The organism is Paramagnetospirillum kuznetsovii, assembly GCF_003284725.1.
GTDB classification, from domain to species: Bacteria; Pseudomonadota; Alphaproteobacteria; order Rhodospirillales; family Magnetospirillaceae; genus Phaeospirillum; species Phaeospirillum kuznetsovii.
The window spans coordinates 302203-328376 of the sequence record NZ_PGTO01000003.1; the positions used below are offsets into that span (position 1 = coordinate 302203).

Below are 26174 nucleotides of genomic sequence, written 5' to 3' on the forward strand. Positions count from 1 at the left end.
TAATTTTACCGCCCGCCCCTTATACCTACGCAGGGGAAGTTACTACACCGCTGGTATAAGTAGCGGTGGCCGTGGGCGGCGGGGAATGACCGAACAGAGCAGACTGAACGCGGCGGCGGAGCGCCGACGCATGGGGCCACGTTTCAGCGCCAACTTCATGATGGTGCTGGAAGTGTCGCGCGACCTTGCCTGTCTTTGCGCCGACGGCGTCATCTTGGATATCAACAGCGCCGGAACTCCCATGCTGGGGGCCGAACGGGCCGACCAGCTGATCGGGCGGCGCTTCTCCGATCTGGTGGGGGACGATTATACCCAGGTCGTCGATGAGCTGCTGCGCCTGACCGAAGTGGAACGCTCCACCATTCCCGTGCAACTGCGGCGCCTCGATGGCTCGGCGGCCGACAGTGAATTGCAGATTCATCCCGCCCGGGAATTGGGACCGGGCCACGCGGTGGTCATCGGCCGCGACATCAGCCGCCAGGGACGGTTGGCCCGCACAGCCCGCGAGAGCGAGGACCGCTTCCGGGTGCTGGTCGAGAAGTCCATGCATCTCGTCGCCCTGTGCCATGGCGGCCGCATGGTCTACATCAACACCGCCGGAGCGCGTATGCTGGGCGCCGCAACGGCCGGCGACTTACAGGGCACCCCCGTGGCCGACATGTTCCACGGCGAGTATCGCGCCATTTTCGGCGGCGACCTGACCCTGCTGCTGGGGGAAACCGACATGATGCCGGTTCGCCTCGCCAACCGGGACGGCGGTGCCTTCGACGCCCAGATCAAGGTGACGCCGCTGCCCTCGGCGGGGGTTGTCCCCGAATTCATGATCGAGGCCCGCGACATCTCCAGCCATCTGCGGGCGGTCGCCGCGCTGCGGCACATGAACGAAACCCTGGAAGCGCAGGTCTCCGAGCGAACCCGCGAACTGGCGCAAGAGCGTTCCCATGCCCTCGAAGCCAAGTCCTTCGTGGAAAGCCTGCTGGAAGCCGTCCCCAACCCCTTGTGGTGGAAGGGAGTCGACGGCTGCTTCAGGGGCTATAACCGCGCCTTTCGCGAAATGCACGGCATCGGCCCGACGGAATGGATCGGGCGGTCCTCCATCGAAACCCTGCCGGCCTCGTTTGTTCCAACCGCCATCATGTCCGATACCAAGGCCATGATGACGGGCACCCTGATCCAATACGAAACGCAACTGGAAGTCGCCGACGGCAGTCTTCATGACATGGCGGCCAGCAAGATCGCGTGGCGCTCGGCCGACGACGTCCCCGAAGGGGTGATCGGCGTCATGCTGGACATCACCGATCGCAAGGCCATGGAGGCCGAATTGCGCCGCATGGCCACCACCGATGTGCTGACCGGCGTCTATAATCGCCGCCATTTCATGACCATCATCGGCACCGAGGTGGAGCGTGCCCACCGTCATCCCCGGCCGGTCACCGCCCTGATGCTCGACATCGATCATTTCAAGCGCATCAACGACACTTTCGGACATCCGCTGGGCGACGAGGCCATCAAGGCCATGGCCAACGCCTGCCAGGACGCCATTCGCACCGTCGATGCTCTGGGCCGCCTGGGCGGCGAGGAATTCGCCATCGTCCTGCCCGATACCGATCTTGCCGCCGCCATGGTGGTGGCCGAGCGCATCCGCGCCGCCGTCATGGCCATCTCCATTGCGACGGGAAAGGGAGTGGTGGAATTCACCACCAGCATCGGCGTCGCCCAGCTCTGCGATGACGACGGCAATGCCGAGGGGCTGCTGTCGCGGGCCGATGCGGCGCTTTATGCCGCCAAGAACGGCGGCCGCAACAAAGTGGTGGCGGCTTAAGGCCTTCTCCTCGGCGGATCAAACCGGCTACACTGCCGCCACCATGTCCGTCCGCCTCCTCCCCCCCACCCTGGTCAACCAAATCGCCGCAGGTGAAGTGGTGGAGCGTCCCGCCTCGGCGGTGAAGGAACTGGTGGAAAACGCCATCGACGCCGGGGCGTCGCGCATCGACGTGGTGCTGATCGAGGGCGGCCAGGCCCTGATCTCGGTCACCGACGACGGCGGCGGCATGGGGCCGGACGAGATGGATCTGGCGGTGGAGCGCCACGCCACCTCCAAGCTGCCCGACGACGATCTGGTGCGTATCCGCTTCCTGGGTTTCCGGGGCGAGGCGCTGCCCTCCATCGGCTCGGTGGCGCGCCTGACGCTCACCAGCCGACCCAAATCCGCCGAGTCCGCCTGGAGCCTGACGGTCGAAGGCGGCGCCAAGGCGAAGCCGGTTCCGGCGGCGCTGACGGCGGGCACCCGCGTCGAGGTCCGCGACCTGTTCTACGCCACCCCCGCCCGCCTCAAATTCCTGAAATCCGCCCGTGCCGAGATGGCGCAGGCCTCCGACGTCATCGAACGCCTGGGCATGGCCCATCCCGCCATCGGCTTCACCCTGTCCGACGGCAGCCGCAAACTGCTGGATCTGGCCCCCAAGCGCGGCGAGGCCAAGGCCGCCCTGCTGTCGCGCATCGCCCAGGTGGTGGGCCGCGACTTCGAGGCCAATGCCCTGGAACTGAATGCCGAGCGCGACGGCGTGCGGCTGACCGGCTGGGCGGGCCTTCCCACCTACAACCGCGCCAGCCCGGCGGCCCAGTACCTGTTCGTCAACGGCCGTCCGGTCAAGGACCGGCTGGTGATCGGCGCGGTGCGCGGCGCCTATCAGGACGTGCTGAGCCGCGACCGCCATCCGGTGGTGGCGCTGTTCCTCGATCTCGACCCCGAGCAGGTGGACGTCAACGTCCATCCCGCCAAGGCCGAGGTGCGCTTTCGCGATTCCGGCAATGTGCGCGGCCTGATCGTCGGCGCCATCCGCCATGCCCTGGCTGGCGCCGGTCACCGGGCCAGCACCACGGTGTCCGAGGCGACCATAGGAGCGCTGGGCGGCACCAACCGCCCCACCTATTCCTGGCAGGCGCCCGCCCGTCCGTCCCTGCCCCTGATGCGGATGGGAGAAGCGGCCCAGGCGCCGTTCGGACTGGCCGAGGCGCTGCCCGGCCTGGACTTGTCCCCCTCGGCGCCGCCCGGCGACACCGCCGAGATCGTGCCGTCCGACTATCCGCTGGGAGCGGCGCGCGCCCAGTTGCACGATACCTATATCGTCGCCCAAACCGCCGACGGTCTCGTCATCGTCGATCAGCATGCCGCCCACGAGCGTCTGGTGCTGGAACGCATGCGCCAGTCCATGGAAGACGGCGGCGTCAAGCGCCAGGGGCTCTTGCTGCCCGAAGTGGTGGAACTGGGCGAGGCGGGTTGCGCCCGCGTGATGGAACGGGCGGACGACCTCGCGGCGCTGGGCCTCGTGGTGGAGGGATTCGGCCCCGGCGCCGTGGTGGTGCGCGAGACTCCCGCCCTGCTGGGCGATTGCGATGTCCAGGGCATGGTGCGCGACCTGGCCGACGAACTGGCGGAATGGGGCCAGGGTCACTCGCTGCAGGAACGGCTGCTGCATGTCTGCGCCACCATGGCCTGCCACGGTTCCGTGCGGGCGGGGCGCAGGCTGGGCATCCCGGAGATGAACGCCCTGCTGCGCCAGATGGAGGCGACGCCACTGTCGGGCCAGTGCAACCACGGCCGCCCCACCCATGTCAGCCTCAGCCTCGCCGATATCGAGAAGCTGTTCGGGCGGAGGTAGAAAGACCCATCAATACGGCTTCTTGCGGCAACCGGCATTCCGCCTTAAGTTTCCAGGTCGTGGATGTTTCTTAGTCGAACCATCCCTTCCAAGGGCGCTTGAAGGACGATCCCGTGCTGACCTCGGTCAAGATTCGCAATTATAAATCCATCGAATCGGTTCCGCTCGATCTTGGCCGCATCAACGTTCTGATCGGCGAGAACGGCGCCGGTAAAAGCAATATCCTGGAAGCCATCGCCCTGGCCGGAGCGGCCAGCGCGGGCAAACTCAACAACGAATTCCTGGCATCGCGCGGAATTCGAGTTGCCGATCCGCAACTCATGCGCCCAGCCTTCGCCGATGGCACCGAAAACACCCCCATTGAAGTCGATCTCGTTGATGGCAGTGGCACTTCATATGAGTTAGAGCTTAATAACGATAATGCCCCATACTCCCAGTGGCAGTGCAGCTTTAATGGCGGCAGCGGCAATTGGATTGATTTTGATAAATTTGGCCCAGCCCTATTGGCAGAGAGGGCAAAGAATGAATCTATCAAAAACGACCTCTCAATATTCATAAACACATTAGACTCAATAATTGAGTTAAATTCTTTAGAAGAAACCACACATAATGACAACGCTAACAAGACACATCGCATTGACATTGGAGGCGACCTTCCAGTATTTTTTGAGTTTTTGAAAAAAGAAGCTCCAAAATTTACGAAAATATCAGACCACATTGGCGGCTTTATCATTTACTCACCGGAAAATACGTCTTTGCGCCTATTCGAGCGCGATGGCCAAGTCGAACCGCTGGGGATCAATGGCGAGGGGCTGTTCAAACTCTTATCCGTGATCTTCGACGGCGACGACCTTCAAGCCATCGACAGCATCCGGCGCGGTCTCCGGCTGTTCGGCTGGTTCAAAAATTTCGACGTCCCCAAGGAGACCAGCCACGGTCGCCGCGGCATTCAGGTTCATGACCGTTTCGTCGAGGCCACCAATCGAATTCTCGACCAGAAAAGCGTCAACGAGGGTTTCTTGTTCCTGCTGTTCTACGGCGCCTTGTTTTCCAGCAAGCTGACCCCGCGGTTCTTCGCCATCGACAATGTGGATGCGTCTTTGAACCCGAAGCTCTGCCAGCACATGGTCAATTATCTGGGCAAGCTTGCGAAAGAGAACGGCAAGCAGGTCATCATGACCACCCATAACCCGGCGGTGCTGGACGGACTGAATCTTGACGACGACGACCAGCGGCTGTTCGTCGTCTCGCGCGCGACCTCGGGGCGGACCAAGGTTCGCCGCATCGAAAAGCCCAGGACGGTCGATGGCGCTCCGCCGGTCCGGCTGTCGGAGGCATTCCTGAGGGGCGCGCTGGGCGGATTGCCCAAGGGCTTCTAACCATGACGACATTTGCCCTGATCACCGAAGGGATCACCGACCAGATCGCCTTGGAGCTGATTCTTGAGGGCCATTATCGTGGCAAAACCGACCAAGACATCGACGTCGAACCGCTCCAGCCCACTCGTGACGCCACGGACCAGTCACGGCTTCCATCGGACGCGTTCGGCGGCTGGGAACTGGTGCTGGAATATTGTTCGCTCCACGACCGCATTCACGAAGCCTTGGCCTTTAACGATTATCTGGTCATTCAGATCGATACCGATTGCGGCGAGGAGGTGAATTACGGCGTTCCCCTGACCATCGACGGGGCCGAGCGCGCGATCCCCGATCTGGTGGAGGCGGTGCGGGCAAGAATCATCGCCTGTTTGAGTCCTGAACTCCATGAGACGTACAAGGGTCGGATTCTATTCGCGATCTGCGTCCACTCCCTGGAATGCTGGCTCCTCCCCCTGCATGAGAGGCAAGGAGACAAGAAGAGAAAGACTCACGCTTGCGCTGACAAACTGCAACGTGCGCTGGCGCGGAAGACGATTAACTTCGCCAAGGATTATGACACCTACCGCGACATTGCCTTGGAATACCGAAAAGCCAACCATGTGGCGCGCAATTTGGAATTCAACGAGAGCTTCGCCATCTTCATCAATGATCTGCCGGTTCTTTAATCCGCTGTCTCTCGCGGCCAATCATCGTCAGTCCGTGCCGGGTTACTCCTGATTCGTGAGGGGTGGCGCTAGGGGCTTGCCGAAAGCATCGCATCGGCGTAACCCTTGAATCATTCCAATGGCGGATGAGGTGTGCCGATGATCTCCCTGATGATCAATGGCGAGCGGCGCAAGGTCGACGCCTCTCCCGACATGCCGCTGCTGTGGGTGTTGCGCGACCAGCTCGGCCTGAACTTCACGCGATATGGCTGCGGACAGGGCCTGTGCGGCGCCTGCACCATCTTGTTGGACGGCGAGCCGGTCCGCGCCTGCATGACCCCGGTGGGCGAATTGGCCGGGCGCCGGATCACCACCATTCACGGCCTCGAAGGCGGCGTCGCCAAACTGGTCAAGGCCGCCTGGGTCGAACTGGACGTGCCGCAATGCGGCTATTGCCAAGCGGGACAAGTGCTGGCCGCCACCGTCCTGCTGCGCAAGAACCCCAAGCCCAGCGACGCCGATATCGACGACGCCCTGGACGGCCATCTGTGCCGCTGCGGCACCTATCGACGCATCCGCGCCGCCATTCATCTCGCCGCCAGTCGGCTGGGCGGCGCGCCATGAGCCGCTTTGATGCCACGGCCCTCGGCCGCCGAGACTTTCTCAAGGTCTGCGGCGCGGCGGGCCTGACCCTGGCGGCGGGCAGCACCGCCGCCGCCGAACCGGGCGAATTCGTCGCCAATGCCTTCGTGTCCATCGCCGCCGACGGACAGGTGACGGTGACCGTCAAGCATCTGGAAATGGGCCAGGGCGTCGCCACCGGCCTGCCGGTCCTGGTGGCCGAGGAATTGGAAGTCGATCCCGCCGCCATCCAGATCGCCTACGCCCCCGCCGACGCCAAGCGCTACAATAACCTGTTCTGGGGGCCGTCCCAGGGTACCGGCGGCTCCACCGCCACCGCCAATTCGTGGGAGCAATTGCGCAAGGCCGGCGCCGGCGCCCGCGAAATGCTGGTGGAGGCGGCCGCGCGGCGCCTGAAGGTGGATCGCGCCGGACTGGTCGCCCTCAATGGCGAGGTGGTCCACGGGGCGAGCGGACGCCGCATCGCCTATGGCGATTTGGTCGGCGATGCCGCCAAGCTGACGCCGCCGGATAATCCCCCATTGAAAGCACCCGCCGATTTCCGCCTGATCGGTCGCGCGGGCGTCAAACGTTCGGACTCCAAGGCCAAGACCGAGGGAACCGCCGTCTATGGCGGCGATATCAGGCTACCCGGCCTGGTCACCGCCCTGGTGGCGCGGCCGCCGGTCTTCGGCGCCAAGCTGAAGGACTTCGACCGCCGCCCGGCCCTGGCCCTGGCCGGAGTGGTGGCGGTGGTCCCCATTTCCTCCGGCGTGGCGGTGGTAGGCACGGATTTCTGGTCCGCCCACCGAGGCCGCGAGGCGCTTAAGGTGGACTGGACCACCCCCGCCAACCCGCCCTCGACCGAGACGATCCGCCGCGACTGGACCGCCTTGCTGGACAAGCCGGGTCTGGTGGCCCGCGCGCAGGGCGAGGCCGAGGCGGCGCTGGGGCGCGGGTCCAAGCGATTGTCGGCGGTCTACGAGACCCCTTACCTCGCCCATGCCCCCATGGAACCGCTGAACTGCGTGGTCAAGCTGTCGCGGGACAAGTGCGAGATCTGGACCGGCTGCCAGTTCCAGACCCATGACCAGGCCATGGCCGCCAAGGCGGCCGGGCTACGGCCCGACCAGGTGGACATCCACACCCTGGTGGCGGGCGGCAGCTTCGGCCGCCGTGCCAATCCGGCCTCCGACTACATCGTCGAGGGCGTCGAGATCGCCAAGGCGGTGGGCGCCCCCGTCCGCCTGATGTGGACCCGCGAGGACGACATCCGGGGCGGCTATTATCGGCCCATGTTCCTGCACGGCTTCGAAGCGGCCCTGGACGCGGGCGGCATGCCGTCGGCATGGCGTCACCGCATCTGTGGCCAGTCCATCCTGGACGGCGGCCCCTTCGCCGCCATGATCAAGGACGGCATCGACTTCGTCTCGGTGGAAGGCGCCGCCAACCTGCCATACGCCATTGCCAATCTTCAGGTGGAACTGCATTCCCCCAAGCTTTCGGTGCCGGTGCTGTGGTGGCGCTCGGTGGGGTCCAGCCACACCGCCTTCGCCACCGAATGCTTCCTGGACGAGCTGGCCCATGCGGGCGGGAAAGACCCGCTGGCGCTCCGCCGCGCCCTGCTGGCCGACCATCCTCGCCATCTGGCGGTCTTGGAGCTTGCTGCCGCCAAATCCGGTTGGGGTGAACCGTTGCCGCCTGGCAAGGGGCGCGGCCTCGCCGTGCATGAAAGCTTCAACTCCTTCGTGGCCCAGGTGGCCGAGGTCACCATCGGCCCCAAGGGCGAAATCAAGGTGGACCGGGTGGTCTGCGCCGTGGATTGCGGCATCGCCGTCACCCCCGACGTGGTCAAGGCCCAGATGGAAGGCGGCATCGCCTTCGGCCTGTCCGCCGCCCTGTTCGGCGAGATCACCCTCAAGGACGGCGCCGCCGAGCAATCCAATTTCCACGACTACCGCTGCCTGCGCATGTCCGAGATGCCCAAGGTCGAGGTTCACATCATGCCCAGCGCCGCCGCCCCCACCGGCGTGGGCGAGCCGGGGGTTCCTCCCATCGCTCCAGCGGTCTGCAACGCCATCTTCGCGGCGACGGGAAAACGGGTGCGGAAATTGCCCATAGGTGAAAAAATTTAGGCCGTGATGCGCGTCGAACGCGTGGCTACGCCGGTAAAGAATGTGTTAAAGTTCGACAATGGGCGGCTATGGGAGGACATGATGCCGAACATTTTCGAACTGGGAGCTCGACGCGGCGAAAAGACCGGCGACCTCCGCGATCACGACGAATACGACTACCGGGCGACGGAAGGTCGGGCCAGCACCACGGACCCACGGCTGAAATACGTGCCGACCCTGGAATTGGAGTCCACCGACGCCTTGCTGGAGATCGCTCCGGGCAAGAAGCGGTAGGTCGGCGAAGCATTGCCGCGAGTTAATGTCGCCATTTCTTGAGCCGGGCGGAAATCCGGGGTATGAAATGCGCCCATGCATCGCTTCGCCAATCCCGCCCGCTTTCTGCGTCTGGCCAAGGTAATCCTGCCGTATTCGTCGGGAACCGCCGTACTGTCGCTTTGTCTCGGCCTGTGGTTCGCCCTGGCCGCCTCGCCCGCTGATTACCAGCAGGGCGACAGCGTCCGCATCATGTATGTCCATGTCCCCGCCGCCTGGATGGGCATGTTCTGCTATGTGGCCATGGCGGCCTTCTCGGCCATGGCGCTGATCTGGAAGCATCCGCTGGCCGATCTGCTGGCCAAGGCCACCGCGCCGGTGGGCGCCGCCTTCACCTTCCTGTGCCTGGTGACCGGCAGCTTGTGGGGCAAGCCCATGTGGGGCACGTGGTGGGCGTGGGATGCGCGGCTGACCAGCATGCTGATCCTGCTGTTCCTCTATCTCGGCTACATGGCGCTGATCGACGCCTTCGACGATCCCGAGCGCGGCCACAAGGCCGCCGCCATCCTGGCCCTGGTCGGCGCCGTCAACGTGCCGGTGATCAAGTGGTCGGTGGATTGGTGGAACACCCTGCACCAACCGGCCTCGGTGGTGAAGATGGGCGGCCCGGCCATCGATTCCTCCATGCTGATTCCGTTGCTGCTGATGGCGCTGGGCTTCAAGGCCTATTGGGTCAGCATCCTGATCCTGCGCGGCCGCGCCGAAATCGCCGCCCAGAAGATCCGCGTCATCCGCATGGCGCAGATCCACGCCGCCTCGCGGGGGGAGTGATCAAGATCATGGAATCCCTGTCCGGACTGGTCCATATGGGTGGCTATGGCGGTTACGTCTGGCCCGCCTATGGCATCAGCATCGCGGTTCTGCTGGCGGTTCTGGCGGCCTCCATCATGGCCGCCAGACGCAGCGAAGCCGAACTGGACCTGCTGCAACGTTCCCGTCGGGAAAAGCGCGGCGGCCAAACGGAGATTCCGGAGTGACCCGCAAGCAACGCAGGCTGTATTTCGTCCTTCTCGGCATGTTGGCCCTGGGGGCGGCGGTGGCTTTGGTGCTGACCGCCATATCGGACAGCCTTGTCTATTTCTATTCGCCCACCGATATCGTGTCCCAGCGCATTCCCGAGGGTCGGCGCATGCGGGTCGGCGGTCTGGTGGAAGCCGACAGCGTCAAGAAGGACGGCAAGACGGTGACCTTCAAGGTGACCGACATCACCAACGCGCTGAACGTGACCTATGCGGGCATCCTGCCCGACCTGTTCCGCGAGGGTCAGGGCGTGGTGGTCGAGGGCCGCATGGAAAAGGACGGCCTGTTCCATGCCGCCGAGGTTCTGGCCAAGCACGACGAGAACTACATGCCCAAGGAAGTGGCCGACGCCTTGAAGAAGTCCGGCCAGTGGAACGACGGCAAGAAGAAATAATGTACCTGACTGCGGGCGGGACGCCCGCGCTCCAACCCTAGCGGGGCGCGGGCGTCCCGCCCGCTTGATGCGCCTACTTGAAGCGCCCACTTGATGCGACGAATGGGAAAGGATCGACTCCATGATCGCCGAGATCGGCCATTTCGCCTTGGTTCTGGCCCTGTGCGTCGCCCTGGTCCAGGCGGTGGTGCCGCTGATGGGCGCCAATCGCGGCTGGGCGTCGTGGATGGCGGTGGCGGGACCGGCGTCCAGCCTGCAGTTCCTCTTCATCGCGGTGGCCTTCGGGGCTCTGACCAATGCCTATGTGACCAGCGATTTCTCGGTGATGAACGTGGCCCAGAACAGCCATACCGAGAAGCCCATGCTCTACAAGGTGGCGGGCGTCTGGGGCAATCACGAGGGCTCGCTGCTGCTGTGGATCACCATCCTGGCGCTGTTCGGCTTCGCGGTGACCCTGTTCGGCCGCAACCTGCCGCCGGGGTTGAAGTCCCGCGCCCTGTCCGTTCAGGCCATGATCTCGGTGGGCTTCCTGGCCTTCATTCTGCTGACCTCCAATCCCTTCGCCCGGCTGGAACCGCCGCCCATGGACGGCAACGGCCTCAATCCCATGCTGCAGGATCCCGGACTGGCCTTCCATCCGCCCATGCTCTATCTGGGTTATGTGGGCTTCTCCATGGCGTTTTCCTTCGCCATCGCCGCCCTGCTGGAAGGCCGCGTCGACGCCGCCTGGGCCCGCTGGGTGCGGCCGTGGACGCTGGCCGCCTGGATCTTCCTGACCGGCGGCATCATCCTGGGCTCGTGGTGGGCCTACTACACCCTGGGCTGGGGCGGCTGGTGGTATTGGGATCCGGTTGAGAACGCCTCCTTCATGCCCTGGCTGGCGGGAACCGCTCTGCTGCATTCCGCCGTGGTGGTGGAAAAGCGCGACGCCCTGAAAAGCTGGACCATCCTGCTGGCCATCGTCGCCTTCGGCTTTTCGCTGCTGGGCACCTTCCTGGTGCGATCAGGCGTGCTGACCAGCGTGCACGCCTTCGCCACCGACCCGGCCCGCGGCGTCTTCGTGCTGCTGCTGCTGTGTCTGGCGGTGGGCGGCTCGTTCACCCTGTACGCCATGCGGGCGCCCGCCATGAAGATGGGCGGATTGTTCTCCCCCATCTCGCGGGAGGGCGCGCTGCTGCTCAACAACGTGCTGATGGCCACCGGAGCCGCCACCGTGCTGCTGGGCACGCTCTATCCGCTGATCGCCGACGCCTTGAACCTGGGCAAGGTCTCGGTGGGGCCGCCTTTCTTCAACGCCGTGTTCCTGCCGCTGATGGCGCCCATGGTGGTGGTCATGGCGGTCGGCCCCATGATGGCCTGGAAGCGCGGCGATCTGGCCGGCGTGCTGGGGCGCCTGAAATTCGCCGCCGCCATCGCCCTGGGCGGTGCCATGCTGGTGTGGTTCCTCCAAGGCGGGTCGGCCGGTCCATGGTGGACCGGCATCGGCTTTGCCCTCGCCTTGTGGCTGGGACTGGGCACCCTGCTGGATCTGGCCGAGCGCATCCGCCTGTTCCAGGCGCCCGGCGAGGCGCTGGGCCGCGCCGCCCGGCTGCCCCGGTCCAGTTGGGGCATGGTGCTGGCCCATCTGGGCGTCGCGGTGTTCATCGTCGGCCTGACCGCGTCCTCGGCCTGGACCACCGAGCGCATCCAGAGCCAGAAGATCGGCGAGACGGTGACGGTGGGCGGCTTCGGCATCACCCTGACGGGGGTCCACGAGGTTCCCGGCCCCAACTACACCGCCAGCCGCGCCAGCTTCGACATCAGCAAGGACGGAAGCGTCATCGACGTCATGCAGCCGGAAAAGCGGACCTATCGCATGCCGCCGCGCCCCACCACCACGGCGGCCATCCGCTCGGGCCTGCTGGGCGACCTCTATGTCGTCATCGGCGATGCCGACCCCAAGGGCGGCTATGTTACCCGGCTGTACTTCAATCCCTGCATTCCCTGGCTGTGGGCGGGCGGCGCCCTGCTGGTGATCGGCGGACTGATCAGCCTGGGCGACCGCCGCCACCGCATCGGCGCCCCGGCGCAGGCGGCGACCCGGAGGGTTGCGGCATGAGACGCGCCCTGTTCCTGTTGCCGGTGGCGATCTTCGGAATCATGGCTCTGTTGTTCGTCAAGGGCCTTACCATGGACCCCAAGACCATTCCCTCGGTGCTGATCGACCGACCGGTGCCCGAGATGGCCCTGGCGGCGCTTCCCGGCCGGGGCGAGACCAGCGGCCTTGCCACCAACGACCTCAAGGGCCGGGTGTCGCTGGTCAACATCTACGGCTCGTGGTGCATCGCCTGCGTCCAGGAGCATCCCTATCTGCTGGAATACAAGAAGACCGGCCTGGTCGCCATCCACGGCATCGACTGGCGCGACGATCCCGCCCTGGGCGCCGCCTGGCTGAAGAAGCACGGCGATCCCTACGAGCGGGTCGGCGTCGATCCCGCGCCGGGCCGCGCCGCCGTCGACTTCGGGGTGACCGGCGCGCCGGAAAGCTTCATCGTCGATAAGGCGGGCATCATCCGCTACAAGCATATCGGCCCCATCTCGCCCGAGGTCTGGACCAAGACCCTGCTGCCCATCATCCGGGAGCTGGACAAGAAATGATATTTCCAATGGATGCATGTGGGCGGGACGCCCGCGCTCCCAAGAGGGGCGCCCCTGGAGCGCGGGCGTCCCGCCCGCTCACCCCGCCAATGCGTCGGGTTCTTTCAGCGGTCCTGATTGTCCTGGCCTTCGCCTCCCCCGCCCTGGCCGTCAATCCCAGCGAAATGTTGAAGGATCCTGCCCAGGAGCACCGCGCCCGCGAATTGGGCAAGGATCTGCGCTGTCTGGTTTGCCAGAACCAGTCCATCGACGATTCCGACGCCGATCTGGCCAAGGATCTGCGCGTCATCGTGCGCGAACGCATTTCGGCCGGTGATTCCGACGACCAGGTCAAGACGTTCGTGGTGGATCGCTACGGCGATTACGTGTTGCTGAAGCCGCCGTTCAAGGGCACCACCCTGGTGCTGTGGGTCGGCCCCTTCGTCCTGTTCGCCGCCGGACTTTGGGTGGTGTTCGGCTTTTACCGCCGCCGCGCCACCGGCAGCCAGCCGCCGCCCGCCCCCCTGTCCGCCGAGGAGCAGCGTCGCCTGGACAAGCTGCTCAAGGAGAAAAGCCCGTGATCTGGATCGTCTTCACCGCCATGGTGGCCCTGGCCGTGGGCGGATTGCTGCGGCCGCTGCTGCGCCCGGCACCGGCCGCCGCCGCCCGGGTGGATTACGATCTGGCGGTCTACCGCGACCAGTTGGAGGAAATCGCCCGCGACGTGGATCGCGGCTTGCTGTCAGACGATCAGGCGACCGCATCGCGCACCGAGATCCAGCGCCGCATGCTGGCCGCCGCCGAGACCGACAAGACCGCCGCGCCCGCCGATCAGAGGGCCGGAAAGCGCGCCGCCATGGCCATCGTCCTGATGTTGCCGCTGGCTGCCCTGGGTTTCTATCTGATGCTGGGCGCCCCGGAGCTGCGCGACCGCCCCTATTCCGACCGGGCGGCTCAGATCGCCGAGATGAAGGACCGGTCCAGCCAGATTCAGGCCATGGTGACGCGGCTGGCCGAACGGCTGAAGGCAGACCCCAACGACGGCAAGGGTTGGGCCATGCTGGGACGGTCCTACCGCGCGATGGGGCGGATCGAGGAGGCGATGGAGGCCTATGACAAGGCCGTCAAGCTGCTGCCCGGCGATATCCCGGTAAGGCTGGATTACGCCGCCCTGCTGCTGGAGGAATCGGAAGGCCCATCGCTGCCCGAGGCCGCCATGAAATTGCTCCGCGACATCGGCGCCATCGACCCCGACCAACCGGACAGCCTGTATTATCTGGGCCTCGACGCCGCCGCCAAGGGCGACAAGGCCACCGCCCGCAAGCTGTGGACCCGGTTGATGACGGTCATTCCCGCCGACTCGCCCGGCCGCGCCCAGGTTCAGCAGCAGTTGGACAGCCTGAAGTAGCGGGCGAGACGCTCGCGCTCCGGCTCGTTACGCCGCCGCTTTCTCCTGGACGGCGGCCAGGGTCTTGGCCAGCCGGTCGCCCTCGGGGTCGGCCAGGGCGGCGGCCCGCGCATTGGCGATGGCGTCCACCGCGAAGCCCACCGGCCAGGAGCCGCTCAGGGCGGGCGTGATCAGGCCGTCGTGAATGGCGCGGAAACTGGCTTCGCCCCGCCGCCAGGTCTCGCCATAGCCCTTGACCAGCCGGGCGCATTCCGCCACTTCCAGGCCCAGCAGCGGCGACAGGGCGATAGCCTTGGTCACCGCATCCAGCCAGATCTCGATGCTCCGCTGCTCGTCGTGGAAACGGTGGCTGAACCGGCGCCAGCCGCGCAGCCTCGCCATCAGCCACAAAGCGGAAAAGCCGAGGATGCCGCTGCTGGAAACCTCGCGGCCCCAATAGGCCGTCTCAGTCCAGCCCTTGCGGCGCGACACGGCAAGAATGGGACGGGCCAGGACGCCCGGCAGCAAGCCGCAAATCTCCTCGATGCCCGGCTTCAGGAAGTCCTTCACCACCACCGGCTGGCCGGGTGCGGCACCGATCTCGGCGCGGATACGGTTGAGTCGGGCCGGGTCCGTCTTCAACTGGGCGACCCGGATGACATCCTCGAAGCTCATGCGCACCGCCAGATGACGGGCCACTGCACGGGTCAGGGAACCGTCACCGCCCGCATCGCGCTCCGCCGCCGCGATGGGGGCAAGCCGCTCCAAATAGAGTTGGGAATAGCGGCTGTCCTGATAGCGGGCCAGACGCCGGACGCCTTCCTCGGCGGCGGCACGGGCGGGTTCGGGCAATTCGCCATGGGCACGCGCCACCAGCGCCAGGGCGGCCGGGGTTTCCGGTTGCGCCCGCTTGAAGGATGGCTGGGTCACGGCGGGGACGTCACCCCTGGCCGCCGCCAGTCCCGCCTGGAAGCCGCGCAGATTACTGTCCACCGACTTGCCGGCGGCGCGGATGCCCGCTTCGAACACCTCGGGCGACATGGGCAGCACGCCGCTGCCCGCGATGGCGCCCAGCAACACGGAATTGATCACACAGCCAGCGGCTTTGGCCACCGCTTCCATATCGAACAGAAGACGGGTCTTGGCCCCCGCCTCGATCACTCGCATCAGCTTTTCCGAATCGGCGCGGCCGTCGCCCATGGCGGTCTTTTCCGCCACCGCATAGACCCGATGGGTGGATGCGATCAGGCGGGTGCGGGCGGGATCGCTATAGCCGCGCGCCACGGTACGGGCCGCTTCCATCAACTCGGTGGCGACCACCAGATCCACGTCACCCACCGAGGGCGCCAGGGCCAGCACCGGCCGCTGGCCGCCCAACTGGGCCAGCGGCACCGGATAGATCTCCACATAATAGGTGGTGGCGCCGGTGCGCTGGGCGACGCCGGGGATGGAGGTGCTTTGCACCGCGAAGCCTTCCGTGGTGGCGGCCTGGACCAGCCAGTCGGTCAGCACGCCGCCGCCCTCGCCACCCATGGCGGCGATCACGATGGAAATGGGGCGGGGTGAAATGGGCTTCATGACACCGCCTCCGCCTGCAACCATCCCCGCAGCCGGTTGCGCCAGCCGTCCAGCCACAGATCGAACCGGCTGGGGTTCTGCACCACCTCGGCCCGCCAGAACGACGGGCACAGCACGGCGGCATGGGCGACCTCGCCGCACAACCCGCAGCCGACGCAGGAATTGATCACCGCGGCGACGGGATCGTCGCGCAACGGGTCGGGGTTGGGCTTGATGGTCAGCGACGGGCAGCCCGACAGGCGGATGCAGGAATGGTCGCCGGAACAGACCTCGTCATCGACGCCGTAGCGCACCCGAATGACCCGTTCCCCCGCCTTCACCTTGGCGGCATCCTCGGACTTCACCCGGCGCTGGCGGGCCAACTGGCATTCGCCGTCGGCGATGATGACCTTCAGCCCCTTCTCCGTCGTGGTCATGGCGTCCTTGATGACGCCCTTCATGGTGCCCACCGAATAGGAACGCACCGTCTTCAGCCACTTGACCCCCATGACCTTCAGGGTGGCCTCGATGTTCATGGGCGTCTCGGCGCGGCGGCCCTCGGCGATGGTGGACGGCATGAACTGCTGGCCGGTGGCCGAGGTATAGCCGTTCTGCATGATGACCAGGATGCCGTCGCCGCGATTGAACAGGGTTCCCGCCACCCCGGTAATGGAGCCGTTGTGCCAGAAGCCGCCGTCTCCCATCACGCTGATGGGACGCCGCCCCAGATTGGGGCCGACGGCGGCGGCCGACGCCAGGCTCATGCCGAAGCCCAGGATGGAATTTCCCATGGAAAACGGCGGCAGGGTGCCGAAGGAATGGCAGCCGATATCGGCGCTGACATGGGTCGGCCCCACATCCTTCTGGGCCAGCTTGAGGGCGGAGAATACCGGGCGTTCCGGGCAGCCGGTGCAAAAGCCGGGCTGGCGGCCGGGCAGTTCGGCGTCCAGCAGGGCGGCGGCGGTCTGGCGATGATGCTTGAGCGCATCGGCGATCTTCCGGGCCGGACCGGCATCGAAGCCCTGGGGAACCGCCTGTTCCACAAAGGCGGCCAAGCCCTCGACCATGACGTCCGAGGTGTATTCCCCCGCCTGGGGCAGGCAGTCCTTGCCGAACAGCTTGGTCTGCAGATCGGCCTTGCGCAGGATCTGGCCCAGCGCCTGCTCGATATAGTCCGGCGTTCCCTCTTCAACCATCAGCACGGCGCGCTTGGAGGCGCAGAACGCGGTCACCTCCTCGGGCACCAGCGGATAGGTGACGTTCAGGCAGTAGATGGGAATGCGGGTATTGCCCAGGGCATCGGCGAGATCGAGGCGCATCAACGCCCGCATCAGGCTGTTGTACAAGCCGCCCTGGACCACGATGCCGATATCGGCAAGGTCGCCCGCGAACCACTCGTTGAGCTTGTGCTCGCGGATGAAGGCTTGGGCGGCGGGCATGCGCTCGGTCACCTTGGCGATCTCGTGGGCGAAGGTGCTGGGCGGATGGGACAGCTTGGCATAGTCGAAGGCGGCGGGCTTGCCCAAGGGGGCATTGCGCGAGAAAGCGGCGGCGCGGTTGTCCTTGGTCTCGAACTCGCCGGTGACGTGGCAGGCCTTGATGCGCAGGTCCAGCATGACCGGCGAATGGCTGGCCTCGGACAGCTCGAATCCCTTTTCCACCATATGGACGATGGCGGGCAGATGGGGGCGCGGGTCCAACAGCCAGATGGAGGACTTCATGGCGAAGGCGTGGCTGCGTTCCTGGATGACGGAGGCGCCGTCGCCGTAATCCTCGCCGATGATGATCATGGCGCCGCCGATCACGCCGGGCGAAGCGAGGTTGGACAGGGCGTCGGAGGCGACGTTGGTGCCCACCACGCTCTTCCAGGTCACTGCGCCGCGAATGGGATAGGCGATGGAGGCGCCCAGCATGGCCGCCGCCGCCGCCTCGTTGGTGCAGGCCTCGATATGGATACCCAATTCGGACAGCAGATCCTCGGCATCCACCAGCACATCCATCAGATGAGAGACCGGCGCCCCCTGATAGCCGCCCACATAGGACACGCCCGATTGCAGCAAGGCCTTGGTGACGGCCAGGATGCCCTCGCCCCGGAAGGTCTCGCCCGCGCCCAGGCGCAGGGACTGGATCTCATGATGGAATGATCGTTCGGCCAATTTCGGCTCCTTTTTTCGCCGGCGATACGCCCGTGTTCCCAATCATGTGGGAACACGCTCCCATAAAATCACCTACCCTCGAATTTGGGCACCCGCTTTTCCATGAAGGCGGCAACGCCTTCGCGGTAATCCTTGGTGCGTCCGGCCTGGGCCTGAAGATCGCGTTCCAGGTCAAGCTGGGCGTCCAGGGAATGAGCCGCCGACGCCGCCAGGGCCTTCTTGGTCAGCGCCAATCCCCGGGTGGGCTGGGCCGCGAGGTGACGCGCCATATCATGGACCGTGGTCATCAGGTCGTCGTCACCGACGCATTTCCAGATCATGCCCCAGGCCTCGGCCTGTTCCGCCGAGACCTTGTCGCCCAGCATCTGCAAGGCGGTGGCCCGCGCCATGCCCACCAGATGCGGCAGCGTCCAGGTGCCCCCCGAATCGGGGATCAGCCCCACCTTGCAGAAGCTTTGCACGAAGCTGGCCGAGCGCGCCGCGACGACGATGTCGCAGGCCAGCGCCAGATTGGCCCCGGCCCCGGCGGCGATGCCGTTGACCGCGCAGATCACCGGCATCTCAAGGCTTTTCAGCGCCCGGATCAGCGGATTATAGCGGGCATCCAGCGAGGCGCCCAGATCCGGCGGCGGCGCGCCGGGCGCGCGCACCCGGTCGGCCAGATCCTGCCCGGCGCAAAAGCCCTTGCCCGCCCCCGTCAGCACAAGGCAGCGGGTGCCGTCCGTCGCCGCCGTGGCGATGGCGGCGCGGACCTCGTCATGCATGGGGCCGTTGAAGCAATTGAGCTTGTCGGGGCGGTTGAGGGTGATGGTGGTCACCCCCTCGGCCCTGTGGACAAGGATGGTTTCGGTCATGACGCCACTTTCAGGCAGGCCGTCCGATAGGCTTCCAGGCGAGCGCGCATCAGTTCGGGCATGGGGACCGCCTTTTCCGCTTCCTGATCGGCGACGACGCAGACGAAGCGGGTCTCGAAGCAGATGGGGCCGTCGTGACGCCGCCCGATGGTGTGGAAGTGCAGCGACGAGCCGCCGATCTTGTCCACCAGCACCTCGATGATGACGCGGTCGCCTGGGCGCAGCGGCGCCTTCATCTCCATCTCCACCTTGACGAAGGGGGTGCCAAAGCCGTGGACGCGGTTCATGTGGTACCAGTCGAAGCCGATGACGTCGCACATGAAGATTTCCAGCGCCTCCATGGCGTATTCCAGGAAACGCGGCGTATAGACGATGCGCGCCGCGTCGGAATCGCCGAAATGGACGCGGCGTTCGTGGCTGAACCTCATTTTCGGCAGACCCAGTTCAGTAGGTTTCGACATGATACCGCCCTTCGGCGCGCAGGGTGGCGCGCAAGCTTGCCCAATCCATGCCGTTCAGGCGGCAGATATCGGCGAAGGCCTCGTCGCAGCCCTGCTCCATGCCCTTCAGGCCGCAGATATAGATATGGGTCTTGCCATGGGGCAGCAGCGGCACCAGATCGGCGGCACGCTCGCGGAGCTTGTCCTGCACATACTGCTTGGGCTTGTCGGGCAGGCGCGAGAAGGCGAGGTTCACGTCGATCAGGCTTTTCGGCAGCTTCATCAGCGGACCGAAATAGGGCAGTTCCGACGGCGTGCGAGACCCGAAGAACAGCATCAGCTTGCCCGAGGCGTCGGCGGCATTGCGGCGGCGGCGCTCGGTGAAGGCGCGGAACGGCGCCGCCCCGGTGCCGGTGCAGATCATCACGATATTGGCCTCGGGATCGTCGGGCATCAGGAAGGCGTCGCCGAACGGCCCCGCCACCTGGACTTCGTCATCCTTTTTCAGGTCGCAGACATAGTTGGAGCCGATGCCGCCGGAAACGCGCTTCACGGTCAGGGCCAGATTGTTGTAGCCGCTGCGCTCGCCCTCCCGTGGGCTGGCGACGGAATAGAGGCGGATATTATAAGGACGCCCCTTGTCGTCGGTGCCGGGCGGAATGAGTCCGATGCTCTGGCCTTCCAGAAAGGGAAAGGCATTGGCGCCGAAGTCGAGCACCACGTGATGGATATCGGACTCGGCGCCCTCGGCGGTGATGCGCATATTACCGGCGACCCGGGCGGTGACCGGCGCTTCGCGCGAATAGATGTTGGTATAGGGCTGCGCCGCGCTGGCGGGAGCCGGAACGCGGCCGCCGGTCGCCGTGGTGGCGGCGTCCAGCAGGGTGGTGACCTCGGCCGGGGTCTCGATGATGGTGGCGCCCAGGGCGGGATGGGATTCGGGCAGCTCCTCCCAGCCGAACTGCTCGTCGAGGGTCCAGGGCGCATCGGTCAGCAGCCAGTTGTCGATGGCGCCGGTGGGGCACGGCGAGACGCAGGTGCGGCAGCCGGTGCATTTTTCGTAGGACACCACGTAATTATTGGAATCGTGCGTGATGGCGTCGACCGGGCAGGCTTCCTGACAGGTGTTGCAGCGGATGCAGACCACCGGGTCGATCAAATGCTGACGTCTGAGTTCCATGGCCGCCTTCCCTTGTTGCCCCCTCACCCCATCCCTCTCCCGCAAGGGGAGAGGGGGGGAGAGCTTGGTTCTTACGCAAACCTCACGTAATCGAAGTCCACCGACTGGTTGTTGATGCCGCGCGGCGGCGGCGCGATCCAGTTGGCGAACTGACCGGGCTTGTGCACGGCGCCGCCCATCAGCGACTGCACATAGGCCAGATCGGATTGGGACGGCAGCCACTCGTCGCGGCGACGGGCGAATTCTTCCGTGCTGATGACCTTGCCCTGGGGATCGACCGCGATGTCGGAGAAGTGGCCGATGGCGCGGTTGAAGGCGAGATGGGGCAGGGTCAGCTTGAAATCGATGCCGTGCTTGGCGATGATCTTGTTCCAGCGCTCGACGCCCTTGGCCACGTCCTCGGCCCAGTCGAGACGCAGACGTTCGTTGAGCGCGTTCAGCGCCGGGACCTCGATGGCCTGGAAGCCGCCATTGACCGGATGCAGCACCGAATAGGTGGTCTGTTCCAACTGGTGATCGTCGCCGATCTTGGTCTCCTCGTAGCGGCCCTTGAGCCCCATATTGTACGAGGTCGCCGCGTTGGTGGAGACTTCGGCGCCATACAGGTCGGACGTCACCGAGTAGTGGAAGTTCAGGTAACGCTGGATGGTCGGCAGGTCGATGACGCCGAACTTGCGGACGTCGTCGGTGCGGTTCTCCTTCATGACCTGGCAGGCGCGCTCGATGATGCGGCCGACGCCGGATTCGCCCACGAACATGTGATGCGCTTCCTCGGTCAGCATGAAGCGGCAGGACCGCGACAGCGGATCGAAGCCGGATTCGGCCAGGGCGCACAGCTGGTACTTGCCGTCGCGGTCGGTGATGAAGGTGAACATGAAGAAGGCCAGCCAGTCGGCGGTCTTTTCATTGAAGGCGCCCAGGATGCGGGGCTTGTCCGGATCGCCCGAGCGGCGCGCCAGCATCTCTTCCGCTTCCTCGCGGCCGTCCTTGCCGAAATAGGCGTGCAGCAGATAGACCATGGCCCACAGGTGGCGGCCTTCCTCCACATTGACCTGGAACAGATTGCGCAGGTCGTAGAGCGACGGGCAGCATTGTCCCAGCAGGCGCTGCTGCTCGACCGAGGCCGGTTCGGTGTCGCCCTGGACGGTGATCAGGCGGCGCAGCATGGAACGGTATTCGCCGGGGACTTCCTGCCAGGCATCCTGGCCCTTATGGGCGCCGAAATTGACCTTGCGGTCCTGTTCCGGCGGCGCCAGGAAGATGCCCCAGCGGTAGTCTTCCATCTTCACATGGCCGAACTGGGCCCATCCGTCGGGCTCGGCGGAAATGGCGGTGCGCAGATAGATCTCCGAGGTGGAGGTTCCCTCCGGGCCCATCTCCTTCCACCAGTCGATATAATGCGGCTGCCAGGATTCCAGGGCGCGCTGAAGCTTGCGATCCTCGGACAGGTTGACGTTGTTCGGGATCTTTTCGGCGTAATTGATGGAGGACATTTGAACTACACCCTTTCTTGATTGTAGGCGGCACGCTTGCCGGTGCCGTAAAGCTTGAGCGCGCCGTTCTCGCCGACGGCGTTGGGGCGCTGGAAGATCCAGTTCTGCCACGCGGTCAAACGGCCGAAGATCTTGGTCTCCATGGTCTCGGGACCGGCGAAGCGCAGATTGGCTTCCATGCCGGTCAGCGAGTCCGGCGAGAAGGCGGCCCGCTCCTCGATGACGAGGCGGATTTCGTCGTCCCAGTCGATGTCGTCGGGGGTGGCGGTGACCAGACCCAGTTCGGCCACGGCGGCCGCGTCGAGATCCTTGCCGATGGTATCCTTGGCCTTGCCCACCGAGTCGGGCTCGCCCAGGAAGCGGGTGGCGATGCGAGAGATGCCGTTGCCCATGGGCAGGCCGTCGAAGTTGAGCGCCGACAGACGGATCTTGGCGGCCGGCAGGTCGCTGTCCTCGAAGGTGCCGTCCAGCATGTAGGAACGGTCCACCGCGAACAGGATTTCGGCGATGAAGCCGCCGAAGCAGGAGCCCGGCTCCACCAGTGCGAACAGGGTGCGGCTGGTGACGTCGAGGCGCTTGCAGGTGCGCTTCCAGTACAGCAGGACTTCGCGCACCAGCCAGTCACCGGCATGCTTTTGCAGGACGGCGTCGTAGCCCGCCACCAGATCCATGTCGCCCTGGCTGCGGATGACCCAGGACGCCACGGTGGTCTCGTTGGCGCGCAGATGAAGGATGGCGTCGTCCAACTCGCGGGCCAGGGCCAGCGGATAGAAGTCCACCCCCTGGGCGTGGATGGCGGCCAGATCACTCGGCGCGGCGGCACTCGGCCCCTTGACGGTGATATGGGCGGTGCGGGTGTCGCGGTCGAAGGTGATCTCGAGATGGGGATAGGTGACGGCGGTGTCGGAGATGGTCCGCGCCGGATGGGTCAACACCACGCCCTTGCTATTGGTCGGACGATCCGAAGTGGCGGCCATGGCCTCGGCCCGCTTCCTGACGGCGTCCTTGAAGGCCGAGGACGGGATCACCTCGTCCACCAGACGCCATTCCACGGCGCGCTTGCCCTTCACGCCTTCCTCGATGGAGCAGAAGATGTCGGCCAGATCGCGGCGCACCTTGCGCTTGTCCACCACGCGGGTCAGGCCGCCGGTACCGGGCAGCACGGCTAGCAGCGGCACTTCCGGCAGCGAGACCGCTGTGTTGCCGTCATCGACCATCATGATGTAGTCGGTGGCCAGGGCCAGTTCGTAGCCGCCGCCGGCAGCGGTGCCGGTCACGGCGCAGAGGTACTTCTGCTTCGAATTGTCCGACGCATCCTCGATGGAATTGCGGGTCTCGTTGGTGAACTTGCAGAAGTTGACCTTATGGCCATGACTGGACACGCCCAGCATCTTGATATTGGCGCCCGCGCAGAAGATCTTCGGATTGGCCGAGGCCATCACCACGGTGCGCACCTCGGGATGTTCGAAGCGCAGCCGCTGGACGGCGTCGTACAACTCGATATCCACGCCCAGGTCGTAGGAGTTCATCTTCAACTCATAGCCGGGAGCCAGGGTGGAGGTGGGGTCCACATCCATGGTGAGCGTCGCGACGGCGCCGTCGAAGGCAAGCTTCCAGTGGCGGTAGCGATCGGGAGAGGTTTGAAAATCGATCATGGGCTGAGCGCCTTGTTGGGGTGACTTTCTGCACTATAGTGCATGTTTGCGGGTTTGAAAAGTTCTAAATGCGCATTTCAGTGCATGATTGCGTATTTAGCCGCACTAAAGGTCCAGGCGGGGGCGCGGCAGACGTGCGTCCCTCACTTTTCCGTCATGGCCGGGCTTGTCCCACGCTGTCCGGTTTAAATTGGCCTGGTTTCATCGAGCGCCTGAGTCTGCCTGTATTTGAAGCCGTCACCTTCGGTATGGGACTCGAAAGCCGATTGACCACCAAGACACCAAGAGGACGACACGGTTTTTGGCCTTCCGTCATGCCCGTGCTTATCCACGCCCATCCGTCTGGATTATCGGCTCAAAAGACTTTCAAGCGGAACCGCGTGGGTGGCCGGGACACGCCCGGCCATGACGAGCGAGTGAGGCTTGGCCATTTGCTCCGCTCTCTTGGTGGCCTTGGTGTCTTGGTGGTCAATACCCTCGGCAGCCAACGGATCGTGTCGCCGAATTTGAGCCGGACAGCCATGGGTCAAGCCCACGCATGACGGATCAAGGAAAATCCCACACAAAACAAAACGGCCGCCCCAAGGGACGGCCGTTCGTTCGTTCACTCGAAATGCGGTAAGAAGATTACTTCTTGCCGGCCTTCTTGAACAGCTCACGGGCCTCGTCGAGGCTCTGGGTGAAGCGCTTGTTCAGCAGGTCGAAAGCCTCGGAGTTCGCCTTGGCGATCATCTCGGACAGCTCGCGGGCATTGCCGAGGGCCTTCTCGAAGGCGTCCTTGGCATACTCGGCCTGCTTGGCGGCCATGTCCTGGGGGGAGCCGGGCTCGGCGAAGTCCTTGGAGACCTGGGCGACTTCGTCCATGGTCTGACGCAGGATCTCGACCTGACGCTTCACGACGTTCTGCAGGCCCTCGAAGGCCAGCTTGTTCGCCTGGGTCAAGGCTTCGATGTTCTTGCGCTGATTGGCGACGATGGTCTCGACGTCCACGCCGGGAACCTTGAAGTCACCGAGATACTTGCTCACGTCGAAATCGAAAAACTGTTCAGTCTGCTTGGCGGCCATGGTGGCGTCTCCAACCGAGAGGGGCATTGTGCGGTGCAGCGAACATAATCTCGCAAGTGCGAAGGAGTCAATCAGACTCAAGCACCGTCATAAAAATTATACTAACGATGCATATATATACTGCTAGCCCGCAAGTTCCCTGCCGCGCCGGGTGGCGGCGGCGACAGCTTGGCCCATAAGCGCGGGAAGCCCGTTATTGTCGGCCATCAGTACCGCCAGGGCGGCGGCGGTGGTGCCGCCCGGACTGGTCACGTTCTTGCGCAATTGTTCCGCGCTCTCAGAGGACTGACGCAGCAGTTCCCCAGCGCCCGCGACAGTAGAGCGGGCAAGACGCACCGCCAGATCGTCCGGCAGCCCCTGGGCGCGCCCAGCCGCCGCCATGGCTTCGGCCAGCAGGAACAGATAGGCGGGCCCCGAGCCGGAGACAGCGGTGACCGCGTCCATCAGCGACTCGTCTTCGACCCAGCCGACCTCGCCCACCGATTCCAGCAGGGACTGGCACAGAGCCCGCTGGTCCGCGCTCACCCCCGGTCCGGCGCAGCACACGGTGATGCCGCGGCGCACCGCCGCCGGAGTATTGGGCATGGCGCGGATGAGGTCCGCGTCGGCCCCGAGATGGGTGCGAAAGAAAGCGATGGGCTTGCCCGCCGCGATGGACAGGAAAACCGCCGCGCCGAAGCGGGCATAGGGCGGCAGCGCCTCGGCCATGACCTGCGGCTTGACCGCAAGGACCACCACGTCGGGCGCGAAATCCGGCGCAATGTCGCATGGAGAAGCGACGACGGCGACGCCCAGGCTGGGCAGCGAGGGTTCCACCACCACCACGTCGGACGCCGTGATGCCCTGGTCGAGCCAACCCGACAACATGGCCGAGCCCATTTTGCCGCAGCCCACCAGCAAGATCTTGGTCATGAGACGCTCCACGGGGAATGACGCACGGCGACAGAGTAATTTCAACCGCCGTTCCCAGGCAAGCGGGCGAGACGCCCGCGCTCCAATGATGGACGGGGCGCCTTGCCCGCGCGAGAGGGATGATCGAGCGAGCGCTTAGGCCTCGCCCATGGTCTCCAGCAGCGAAGCGGCGACGGCCTCGCGGGCGCTCTTGCCACCCCAGATGACGAACTGGAAGGCGGGATAAAACCGCTCGCACTCGCTGACCGCCAGATCCACCAGATCTTCCAATTGTTCGGGCGACAGCCCGGCACCGCCCCGCAGCAGCGAGGTGTGGCGGAACATGGGAACCGCATCGTCGTCCCACAACCCGAAATGGCCCAGCCAAAGCTTCTCGTTGATCACCGCCAGCAACTCGTAGATCGGGCCGCGCTTGGCGTCGGGGATCTTCATGTCGAAGGCGCAGGTGAAGTGCATGGCGCCCATGTCCTCGCGCCAGGCGAAGTACAAAGAGTAATTGCACCACTGCCCGGGAACCTCGGCGGCCAATTCCTCGTCATTACGGCGGTCGAAGGCCCAATCATTGGCGGCGACGATCTGTTCGACCATATCCATGGGATTGGCCTGGATCTCTTCATCTTGATAAGCGGTGTTCAATGTCATGCCGGCGCCCTCCATGGCATGGCTACTGTCTGGATACCGGTCGGAATCAA

The 26174-nt window shown here is 65.1% G+C and carries 24 protein-coding genes; 14 read left to right on the plus strand and 10 right to left on the minus strand.

Annotated elements, in window-relative coordinates; genetic code table 11:
* Positions 1-85 precede the first annotated feature (85 nt).
* The 14 genes from CU669_RS06310 (at position 86) to ccmI (ending at position 14191) form a co-directional block, all read left to right on the plus strand.
* Positions 86-1822 carry a sensor domain-containing diguanylate cyclase gene (locus tag CU669_RS06310; RefSeq protein WP_112142965.1) on the plus strand — a complete coding sequence of 579 codons (1737 nt, stop codon included), beginning with the start codon at positions 86-88 and terminating at the stop codon, positions 1820-1822.
* A gap of 43 nt (positions 1823-1865) precedes the next feature.
* Positions 1866-3662 carry a DNA mismatch repair endonuclease MutL gene (mutL, locus tag CU669_RS06315; RefSeq protein WP_112142966.1) on the plus strand — a complete coding sequence of 599 codons (1797 nt, stop codon included), beginning with the start codon at positions 1866-1868 and terminating at the stop codon, positions 3660-3662.
* A 113-nt stretch (positions 3663-3775) separates the two neighbouring features.
* Complete coding sequence (locus tag CU669_RS06320) at positions 3776-5041, plus strand: AAA family ATPase (RefSeq protein ID WP_112143052.1); 1266 nt, start codon at positions 3776-3778, stop codon at positions 5039-5041.
* A 2-nt stretch (positions 5042-5043) separates the two neighbouring features.
* The gene (locus CU669_RS06325; RefSeq protein WP_112142967.1) at positions 5044-5706 is read left to right on the plus strand and encodes a phage tail protein; all 663 of its coding nucleotides are present in this window, start codon (positions 5044-5046) and stop codon (positions 5704-5706) included.
* A 138-nt stretch (positions 5707-5844) separates the two neighbouring features.
* Positions 5845-6309, plus strand: a complete 465-nt coding sequence (locus CU669_RS06330) for a (2Fe-2S)-binding protein (protein ID WP_112142968.1) — start codon at positions 5845-5847, stop codon at positions 6307-6309.
* Entirely contained in the window at positions 6306-8441 is a 2136-nt protein-coding gene (locus CU669_RS06335; RefSeq protein WP_112142969.1) for a xanthine dehydrogenase family protein molybdopterin-binding subunit, read from the plus strand. The genes CU669_RS06330 and CU669_RS06335 overlap by 4 nt, the downstream gene beginning before the upstream one ends.
* A gap of 78 nt (positions 8442-8519) precedes the next feature.
* Complete coding sequence (locus CU669_RS06340; RefSeq protein WP_146747682.1) at positions 8520-8714, plus strand: hypothetical protein; 195 nt, start codon at positions 8520-8522, stop codon at positions 8712-8714.
* 75 nt (positions 8715-8789) lie between these two features.
* The gene (locus tag CU669_RS06345) at positions 8790-9524 is read left to right on the plus strand and encodes a heme ABC transporter permease (RefSeq protein WP_112142971.1); all 735 of its coding nucleotides are present in this window, start codon (positions 8790-8792) and stop codon (positions 9522-9524) included.
* 8 nt (positions 9525-9532) lie between these two features.
* A complete protein-coding gene (gene ccmD, locus CU669_RS06350) occupies positions 9533-9730 on the plus strand; it encodes a heme exporter protein CcmD (protein WP_239988573.1) in 198 nt (65 codons plus the stop codon).
* Positions 9727-10167 (plus strand): cytochrome c maturation protein CcmE, encoded by a 441-nt coding sequence (gene ccmE / locus CU669_RS06355; RefSeq protein ID WP_112142973.1) that lies wholly within the window; start codon positions 9727-9729, stop codon positions 10165-10167. Before ccmD ends, ccmE begins: the two co-directional genes overlap by 4 nt.
* A gap of 121 nt (positions 10168-10288) precedes the next feature.
* Positions 10289-12265, plus strand: coding sequence for a heme lyase CcmF/NrfE family subunit (locus CU669_RS06360; RefSeq protein WP_112142974.1), 1977 nt, complete (start codon positions 10289-10291; stop codon positions 12263-12265).
* On the plus strand, positions 12262-12804 hold the full coding sequence (locus CU669_RS06365) for a DsbE family thiol:disulfide interchange protein (RefSeq protein ID WP_112142975.1): 543 nt from the start codon (positions 12262-12264) through the stop codon (positions 12802-12804). Before CU669_RS06360 ends, CU669_RS06365 begins: the two co-directional genes overlap by 4 nt.
* A gap of 89 nt (positions 12805-12893) precedes the next feature.
* Positions 12894-13364, plus strand: a complete 471-nt coding sequence (locus tag CU669_RS06370; protein WP_112142976.1) for a cytochrome c-type biogenesis protein — start codon at positions 12894-12896, stop codon at positions 13362-13364.
* Positions 13361-14191 (plus strand): c-type cytochrome biogenesis protein CcmI, encoded by an 831-nt coding sequence (gene ccmI / locus CU669_RS06375; protein WP_112142977.1) that lies wholly within the window; start codon positions 13361-13363, stop codon positions 14189-14191. The genes CU669_RS06370 and ccmI overlap by 4 nt, the downstream gene beginning before the upstream one ends.
* Before the next feature lie 27 nt (positions 14192-14218).
* Here the strand turns inward: ccmI and CU669_RS06380 are convergent, their stop codons facing one another.
* From CU669_RS06380 to CU669_RS06425, 10 genes are all read right to left on the minus strand, one after another.
* Positions 14219-15748, minus strand: a complete 1530-nt coding sequence (locus tag CU669_RS06380; RefSeq protein WP_112142978.1) for an indolepyruvate oxidoreductase subunit beta family protein — start codon at positions 15746-15748, stop codon at positions 14219-14221.
* Complete coding sequence (locus CU669_RS06385) at positions 15745-17883, minus strand: indolepyruvate ferredoxin oxidoreductase subunit alpha (protein WP_112142979.1); 2139 nt, start codon at positions 17881-17883, stop codon at positions 15745-15747. Before CU669_RS06385 ends, CU669_RS06380 begins: the two co-directional genes overlap by 4 nt.
* A 68-nt stretch (positions 17884-17951) precedes the next feature.
* On the minus strand, positions 17952-18737 hold the full coding sequence (paaG, locus tag CU669_RS06390) for a 2-(1,2-epoxy-1,2-dihydrophenyl)acetyl-CoA isomerase PaaG (RefSeq protein ID WP_112142980.1): 786 nt from the start codon (positions 18735-18737) through the stop codon (positions 17952-17954).
* On the minus strand, positions 18734-19198 hold the full coding sequence (locus CU669_RS06395; RefSeq protein ID WP_112142981.1) for an acyl-CoA thioesterase: 465 nt from the start codon (positions 19196-19198) through the stop codon (positions 18734-18736). Before CU669_RS06395 ends, paaG begins: the two co-directional genes overlap by 4 nt.
* Positions 19182-20357 (minus strand): benzoyl-CoA 2,3-epoxidase subunit BoxA, encoded by a 1176-nt coding sequence (gene boxA, locus CU669_RS06400; protein WP_112142982.1) that lies wholly within the window; start codon positions 20355-20357, stop codon positions 19182-19184. Before boxA ends, CU669_RS06395 begins: the two co-directional genes overlap by 17 nt.
* 71 nt (positions 20358-20428) lie before the next feature.
* Positions 20429-21850 (minus strand): benzoyl-CoA 2,3-epoxidase subunit BoxB, encoded by a 1422-nt coding sequence (gene boxB / locus CU669_RS06405; protein WP_112142983.1) that lies wholly within the window; start codon positions 21848-21850, stop codon positions 20429-20431.
* A 5-nt stretch (positions 21851-21855) separates the two neighbouring features.
* On the minus strand, positions 21856-23505 hold the full coding sequence (gene boxC / locus CU669_RS06410) for a 2,3-epoxybenzoyl-CoA dihydrolase (protein ID WP_112142984.1): 1650 nt from the start codon (positions 23503-23505) through the stop codon (positions 21856-21858).
* 627 nt (positions 23506-24132) lie between these two features.
* Positions 24133-24570 carry a phasin family protein gene (locus tag CU669_RS06415; protein WP_112143053.1) on the minus strand — a complete coding sequence of 146 codons (438 nt, stop codon included), beginning with the start codon at positions 24568-24570 and terminating at the stop codon, positions 24133-24135.
* Positions 24571-24693: 123 nt separating this feature from the next.
* Positions 24694-25482, minus strand: coding sequence for a pyrroline-5-carboxylate reductase (proC, locus tag CU669_RS06420; protein ID WP_112142985.1), 789 nt, complete (start codon positions 25480-25482; stop codon positions 24694-24696).
* A 135-nt stretch (positions 25483-25617) separates the two neighbouring features.
* The gene (locus CU669_RS06425; protein WP_112143054.1) at positions 25618-26124 is read right to left on the minus strand and encodes a type III secretion system chaperone family protein; all 507 of its coding nucleotides are present in this window, start codon (positions 26122-26124) and stop codon (positions 25618-25620) included.
* Between the last annotated feature and the right edge of the window lie 50 nt (positions 26125-26174).

Bases quoted from the DNA above. Each gene is read 5' to 3' on its own strand.
- CU669_RS06310 (WP_112142965.1), top strand. From the start codon at position 86: ATGACCGAACAGAGCAGACTGAACGCGGCGGCGGAGCGCCGACGCATG.
- mutL (WP_112142966.1), top strand. From the start codon at position 1,866: ATGTCCGTCCGCCTCCTCCCCCCCACCCTGGTCAACCAAATCGCCGCA.
- CU669_RS06325 (WP_112142967.1), top strand. From the start codon at position 5,044: ATGACGACATTTGCCCTGATCACCGAAGGGATCACCGACCAGATCGCC.
- CU669_RS06330 (WP_112142968.1), top strand. From the start codon at position 5,845: ATGATCTCCCTGATGATCAATGGCGAGCGGCGCAAGGTCGACGCCTCT.
- CU669_RS06335 (WP_112142969.1), top strand. From the start codon at position 6,306: ATGAGCCGCTTTGATGCCACGGCCCTCGGCCGCCGAGACTTTCTCAAG.
- CU669_RS06340 (WP_146747682.1), top strand. From the start codon at position 8,520: ATGATGCCGAACATTTTCGAACTGGGAGCTCGACGCGGCGAAAAGACC.
- CU669_RS06345 (WP_112142971.1), top strand. From the start codon at position 8,790: ATGCATCGCTTCGCCAATCCCGCCCGCTTTCTGCGTCTGGCCAAGGTA.
- ccmD (WP_239988573.1), top strand. From the start codon at position 9,533: ATGGAATCCCTGTCCGGACTGGTCCATATGGGTGGCTATGGCGGTTAC.
- CU669_RS06360 (WP_112142974.1), top strand. From the start codon at position 10,289: ATGATCGCCGAGATCGGCCATTTCGCCTTGGTTCTGGCCCTGTGCGTC.
- CU669_RS06365 (WP_112142975.1), top strand. From the start codon at position 12,262: ATGAGACGCGCCCTGTTCCTGTTGCCGGTGGCGATCTTCGGAATCATG.
- CU669_RS06370 (WP_112142976.1), top strand. From the start codon at position 12,894: ATGCGTCGGGTTCTTTCAGCGGTCCTGATTGTCCTGGCCTTCGCCTCC.
- CU669_RS06380 (WP_112142978.1), bottom strand. From the start codon at position 15,748: ATGAAGCCCATTTCACCCCGCCCCATTTCCATCGTGATCGCCGCCATG.
- paaG (WP_112142980.1), bottom strand. From the start codon at position 18,737: ATGACCGAAACCATCCTTGTCCACAGGGCCGAGGGGGTGACCACCATC.
- CU669_RS06395 (WP_112142981.1), bottom strand. From the start codon at position 19,198: ATGTCGAAACCTACTGAACTGGGTCTGCCGAAAATGAGGTTCAGCCAC.
- boxA (WP_112142982.1), bottom strand. From the start codon at position 20,357: ATGGAACTCAGACGTCAGCATTTGATCGACCCGGTGGTCTGCATCCGC.
- boxB (WP_112142983.1), bottom strand. From the start codon at position 21,850: ATGTCCTCCATCAATTACGCCGAAAAGATCCCGAACAACGTCAACCTG.
- boxC (WP_112142984.1), bottom strand. From the start codon at position 23,505: ATGATCGATTTTCAAACCTCTCCCGATCGCTACCGCCACTGGAAGCTT.
- CU669_RS06415 (WP_112143053.1), bottom strand. From the start codon at position 24,570: ATGGCCGCCAAGCAGACTGAACAGTTTTTCGATTTCGACGTGAGCAAG.
- proC (WP_112142985.1), bottom strand. From the start codon at position 25,482: ATGACCAAGATCTTGCTGGTGGGCTGCGGCAAAATGGGCTCGGCCATG.
- CU669_RS06425 (WP_112143054.1), bottom strand. From the start codon at position 26,124: ATGACATTGAACACCGCTTATCAAGATGAAGAGATCCAGGCCAATCCC.